The 4,754-nt window shown below is 59.9% G+C and carries 8 protein-coding genes and 1 pseudogene; 5 read left to right on the plus strand and 4 right to left on the minus strand.

Going from position 1 to position 4,754, the window contains the following annotated elements; translation table 11 throughout:
* From ASC96_RS24310 to ASC96_RS33235, 4 genes are all read left to right on the plus strand, one after another.
* Window positions 1–625: cytochrome P450 (locus ASC96_RS24310; RefSeq protein ID WP_156397721.1), on the plus strand; the 625-nt coding region annotated here is incomplete at its 5' end.
* Window positions 626–849: 224 nt separating this feature from the next.
* Window positions 850–1,095, plus strand: a complete 246-nt coding sequence (locus tag ASC96_RS24315) for a hypothetical protein (protein ID WP_060505668.1) — start codon at window positions 850–852, stop codon at window positions 1,093–1,095.
* Window positions 1,096–1,170: 75 nt separating this feature from the next.
* The gene (locus ASC96_RS24320; RefSeq protein WP_156397723.1) at window positions 1,171–1,350 is read left to right on the plus strand and encodes a hypothetical protein; all 180 of its coding nucleotides are present in this window, start codon (window positions 1,171–1,173) and stop codon (window positions 1,348–1,350) included.
* A gap of 2 nt (window positions 1,351–1,352) precedes the next feature.
* On the plus strand, window positions 1,353–1,673 hold the full coding sequence (locus ASC96_RS33235; RefSeq protein ID WP_162246391.1) for a hypothetical protein: 321 nt from the start codon (window positions 1,353–1,355) through the stop codon (window positions 1,671–1,673).
* Here the strand turns inward: ASC96_RS33235 and ASC96_RS24325 are convergent.
* Window positions 1,594–2,453 (minus strand): annotated as a pseudogene (locus ASC96_RS24325) (alpha/beta hydrolase). The gene ASC96_RS33235 and the pseudogene ASC96_RS24325 overlap by 80 nt on opposite strands.
* A 37-nt stretch (window positions 2,454–2,490) precedes the next feature.
* Window positions 2,491–3,384, minus strand: coding sequence for an SDR family oxidoreductase (locus ASC96_RS24330; protein ID WP_060505670.1), 894 nt, complete (start codon window positions 3,382–3,384; stop codon window positions 2,491–2,493).
* 146 nt (window positions 3,385–3,530) lie between these two features.
* On the opposite strand from ASC96_RS24330, the gene ASC96_RS24335 reads away from it, so the two are divergent.
* The gene (locus ASC96_RS24335; protein WP_060505673.1) at window positions 3,531–3,848 is read left to right on the plus strand and encodes a hypothetical protein; all 318 of its coding nucleotides are present in this window, start codon (window positions 3,531–3,533) and stop codon (window positions 3,846–3,848) included.
* Window positions 3,849–3,883: 35 nt separating this feature from the next.
* On the opposite strand, the gene ASC96_RS24340 is transcribed toward ASC96_RS24335, so the two are convergent.
* Together ASC96_RS24340 and ASC96_RS24345 are read right to left on the minus strand one after the other, a co-directional pair.
* Complete coding sequence (locus ASC96_RS24340; protein WP_060505671.1) at window positions 3,884–4,459, minus strand: alpha-ketoglutarate-dependent dioxygenase AlkB; 576 nt, start codon at window positions 4,457–4,459, stop codon at window positions 3,884–3,886.
* Window positions 4,460–4,474: 15 nt separating this feature from the next.
* A complete protein-coding gene (locus tag ASC96_RS24345) occupies window positions 4,475–4,672 on the minus strand; it encodes a hypothetical protein (protein WP_060505672.1) in 198 nt (65 codons plus the stop codon).
* Window positions 4,673–4,754 lie beyond the last annotated feature (82 nt).

The following is a 4,754-nucleotide window of genomic DNA, read 5'->3' on the forward strand; positions in this document are numbered from 1 at the left end:
CTGCATCCGACTGCCTTCAATTGCCGCAACACAACAAACCTTTTCGCCAATGCTCATGCCGACAAAGGATCCGCGGACACAAAATCAATTCGTGGACGCCCTCCTAGCTCGGCATCCGGAGATCGAGGCTAAGGTTCTCGCCGAGATTGACGCGGTGACAGAGAGTCAGCCGGTTAGCGCGGAGCACGTGTCGAAATTGGTCTATACGCGACAGGCCTTCTCGGAAGCCATGCGCCTTTATCCCCCTGCACCGATCATCACGCGGACCGCTTTGCGGGATTTCCAGCTGGGCGATTATCTTATTCCGACCGGAACGGTGTTGATCGTGCCGATCTACGCAGTTCATCATCACACCTCACTGTGGGCGGATCCCGAAGTGTTTGATCCCGATCGTTTTAGCCCGGAGTCGGCCAAGGCGCGGCATCGATATACCTACATGCCGTTTGGTGCCGGGCCGCGGGTCTGCATCGGTAACGCCTTCGCGGTTATGGAAGCCGTCGCTATCCTGGCTGTGCTGCTTCAGAAGGTCCGGCTTGCGGCTACTGAGCCTCATCCCGCCAAACCCATCATGAAGGTGACCCTGCGGCCGGACCGGGCGCAACGCATGAATCTGACGCTGCGCTAACAGGTAGGGAGGTCGCGGCATCAACCGGACGTCGCAGGGATGACGTATGCAATCATCTTTCCGGTTGCGGCCAACGATCGGCAGTCGCGTCCCAGCCATCGACGGAATTGTTATCGGCTGCCTCTATCTGCCCTACACCAGCGCCCATACCCAATCTGGATTGAACTCGTTGACGACTAGGCCGTTATCGCCAGACCCATCGAGGACAGAGGAGCCGACAGACGATGGCAGAGGGACAAGATTTTGATGCCGCGGAATTCGCAGACCAACTTTCCGCGATGACCGACGAAGAACTGTTTGCGCTGATGCAGAAGCTCGAGGACGAAAGCGAAGATATCCCCTCCGAAGACCGCGACAGCAGCGAGGTCTTTGTCAGGATAGCCATGGTTGAAACCGCAATCGAAGAGCGATTTCCTGGACAGCTATTGGCGCCATACAAGGACTGGCAGCAGCGGCGGATAGAGATCTGAGGAGCGGAGATCGTGACAGAAGGACCCGACACTACCGAACGACTGTTTCAGCATCTGGATGATCTTGTCGCCGAGATCATCGACCGGTTTGCGACTGAGGGCCATGGAACCGTCACGGTGATCGAAACGCTTCAAGACGTCATTGCAAAACGTCGCCTGTCTTACGACCGTGACCCCGATCCGGCAGAAGACGTTGAGGAGCCATCGAACAGTTGGCCCGCCGCGGCGACGTCGTCGACAGAGCTGAAGGAGTAATTATGCTGCCCTCCCTCGAGCACCCCGGCCCAGCCGAGACGGCAAAGAACCTCACCCGGAGCCAACGGGACGCGCTACGTGCGATCGCGTTTTTCCGACGCCAGCGCAAGGCGGGCAAAGGATGGCTGGTTGGCGACAAGCGGTTGTCCGAAAAGCTGGTCGAGCGCCTGGAAATGATGGAGCTGGTGGAAGAGAGCTTCATCGGCGGGCAGCCGACACTTCAGTTGACCGTCGTCGGGCGCGCTATCGAGGCGAAACTGCAGCTTCCTGCGGGACGTTGTGGCCAATGCCGGCAAGGATCTGACGGTCATACGTTCCCTTGAAGTGGATAGCATCTTTATCCTCGGTCGATGGAGGATCGACACCATCGTCGGCGCCGAGGAGGACGATGGTGGGATTGTAATGTCAGGCTGCTCTGCCAGCCGGGCTTCGACCTCGGCATAGGCCGGATCGCCGGGCACGACGCCGTAACGATGGCGGTAGGAATGAATGACGACATCCAGGAAGTCTGGATTGTCGAACGCCGCAGCACTTCGTTCGAACGTTTCATCGTTGAACGACCAGGACGGCGACCATGTCTGCCAGAGAAACCTGCTGATCTGGTCCCGCTGCTGCTCAAGACCCTTCCGACCCCGCTCGGTGTGGAAATAATACTGATACCAGTCCCGCGCTTCCTGGTCCGGAGCACCGGGGTTGGCGGCGCCGGCGATATCCTGGATGTTGTAACCGGTTCCCGCACTCACCAGGCCGATCACCCTTTCAGGCCACAAGGCGGCGACAATACAGGCGGCCCTGCCACCCAAGTCGTAACCGCCGAGGATCGCTTTTTCGATTCCGAGAGCGTTCATCAATGACAGGAGATCCGCGCCCAATGCCGCCTGCTCACCAGAGCGCGGCGTCGCCGGCGACAGGAAGCGGGTGGCGCCGTAGCCGCGAAGGAAGGGTACGATGCAGCGGTGCCCCGAGGCGGCAAGACGACTTGCCACCCCGTCATAGGCATTTGCATCATAGGGGAACCCATGAAGTAGGATCGTTGGCATACCGTCTGCCGGGCCGAGCTCGAAATATGCAATATCGAGCACACCAGCGTGCACGTGCTTCAAATTCACTTCCTGAATCATAGTCGTCCTTCAGGCGTTATCACGCGACGCCTTTGCCGCCGGTCACGCCATAGACCTCGCCGTTGATGAAGCTGGCTTCCTGCGAGGCGAGGAGCACGAAGACAGGAGCAAGTTCGACCGGCTGGCCGGGTCGACCGAAATCGCTGTCCTTGCCGAAGTTCGTGACCTTCTCGTCGGGCTGACCCCCGCTTGGCTGAAGCACCGTCCAGACCGGGCCGGGTGCAACGACGTTGGCGCGGATGCCGCGCTCGATCAATTGCTTGGCGAGTGCCTTGGTATAGGCAACGATGCCCGCCTTCGTCGTCGCGTAGTCGAGCAGGATCGGCGATGGCTGATAAGCCTGGATCGACGCGGTCGTAATTACTGCAGATCCGGCCGGCATGTGCGGCACGGCAGCCTGGGCGATCCAATGCAGCGCATAAAGGTTGGTCTTCATGGTCTTGTCGAAATCGTCCGTCGACAGCTCCTCGATGTTTTCGCGGTACTGCTGGCGTCCGGCATTGATCACGAGGATGTCGAGGCCGCCAAGACCGGTAACGGCCTTTTCAACCAGCTCGCGGCACCATGCCTCTTCCTTGATATCGCCCGGCAGCGCGACCGCCTTTCGGCCCTCCGCCTCGATCAACCGGATCACCTCCTCGGCGTCCGCTTTCTCATCCGGGAGATAGCCGATGGCCACGTCGGCACCCTCGCGGGCAAACGCGATCGCGGCAGCGCGACCGATCCCGGAATCGCCGCCAGTCACCAAGGCTTTGCGGCCAGTGAGCCTGCCGGACCCGCGATAGCTTTCCTCACCATGGTCGGGGGCGGGATCCATCTTGCGGGCAAGCCCAGGTGCAGCTTGCGGCTGGTCGGGAAACGGCGGCGCGGGATAGAGGTTGCGTGGGTCGTTCAAAGAGGCTTTGTCGGTCATCGTCACACCCGGTTCTGTTTGTCGCTGATTGCATCTTCAATTCGCGAACGCGGCCTGGAGATGTTTGTTCCGGATCGCGGCGAGACATCGGGGAACCAACTGCGGAAGGGTTCGTTCGTTTGATCATCAATGCAGGAGGAAGCATCATGCCCCAAGGTGACAAGTCGAAATACACGGACAAGCAGGAACGCAAGGCAGATCATATCGCCGAAAGCTATGAGGAGCGCGGGGTTTCGGAAAAAGAGGCCGAACGTCGCGCGTGGGCGACCGTCAACAAGGACGACGGCGGCGGCAAAAAGACCGGCGGATCCGGACATGGAAAGCATACCAGTCATCCCGCAGCCCACAAAGGCGGCGAGAAGGGCGGGAAGGCCGCTGCGTCTCGATCTGCTGCCGATCGCTCGGCGTCGGCGAAGAAGGCTGCAGCAACGCGAAAACGCAACGCCGAGCACGCCCATCATTAGCCCGCCGACAGCGCGGCCAACCTGGCACCTGTCGGTCAGACGATTTCCCGGAAGGTGATCGAATAGCGAAGCTGATCGACAGGCGGGATGGAATGCTCCCATTCGCTGCGCGCAGGTCCCGAAAGCACGTAGGCTGAGCCTGGTTCGGCAATAACCGAGGCGCGTTCCCATCGGTCGCCGAAACGGCGCCGAAGCCTGAACGTGGCGGCCGACAACAGAGAAACCCCGATGATCCGGCCGAAGACGTTTTTGTCTTGGTGCCAGCCGATCGGCGCGCCGGGAGCATACTCGGTCACCAGAGCCTGCTGCAGCTGGTCCGGCGCGATACCGGCAAAGGCTGCGGCAATCGATCGTACAGGTAAAAGAAACGGCGGGATGTCTTCGGTCCGCCTCACCTGCTGGGTGTCAAAGTCGAATTTCCAGCCATACGAGATCACCCTCCTCTTGCCTTCGAAGCCATGGAAGTCGAAGGGTTTCAGCGGCAGTTGCGGTAGTTCTCGCAGGAGGACCGACTGAACGTCTTTGGGAACGACATCGGGTTGGTAGCGGAAACCTGACGGCAGTGCCGGTTCCGCTTCCCCAAACAGATCTGCTTGCGCTGGGAAAGCCATGGGCAATACTCCGCCTCAATGAACGCTGGGGACTTTGACGACCGCGGCAAAATCCTCTGCCACAAGTTCGCTGATGGTGATAAGCACCTCCTCCGCCGAAAAGCCGGAGGCGATCGTAGCGCGGATCAGATCCTGCAGGTCCGGCTCGATGACATCGCGGCAATCTTCAAGCCGCTCGTTCGAAACCGTAATGCTGTCTAGGAGGCCGTCCACGATTTCGTGCGGAAGGGGTGGACGTTCAGGCTTTGATTTGATTCAGTCCATTCATGAGCAAGAGTTTTCTCCCTTGGAATGT

This window comes from Rhizobium sp. Root1204 (assembly GCF_001424965.1).
GTDB lineage: Bacteria > Pseudomonadota > Alphaproteobacteria > Rhizobiales > Rhizobiaceae > Pararhizobium.

Excerpts from the sequence above, each read along its gene's own strand:
- ASC96_RS24315 (WP_060505668.1), top strand. The coding sequence starts at position 850 with ATGGCAGAGGGACAAGATTTTGATGCCGCGGAATTCGCAGACCAACTT.
- ASC96_RS33235 (WP_162246391.1), top strand. The coding sequence starts at position 1,353 with ATGCTGCCCTCCCTCGAGCACCCCGGCCCAGCCGAGACGGCAAAGAAC.
- ASC96_RS24330 (WP_060505670.1), bottom strand. The coding sequence starts at position 3,384 with ATGACCGACAAAGCCTCTTTGAACGACCCACGCAACCTCTATCCCGCG.
- ASC96_RS24335 (WP_060505673.1), top strand. The coding sequence starts at position 3,531 with ATGCCCCAAGGTGACAAGTCGAAATACACGGACAAGCAGGAACGCAAG.
- ASC96_RS24340 (WP_060505671.1), bottom strand. The coding sequence starts at position 4,459 with ATGGCTTTCCCAGCGCAAGCAGATCTGTTTGGGGAAGCGGAACCGGCA.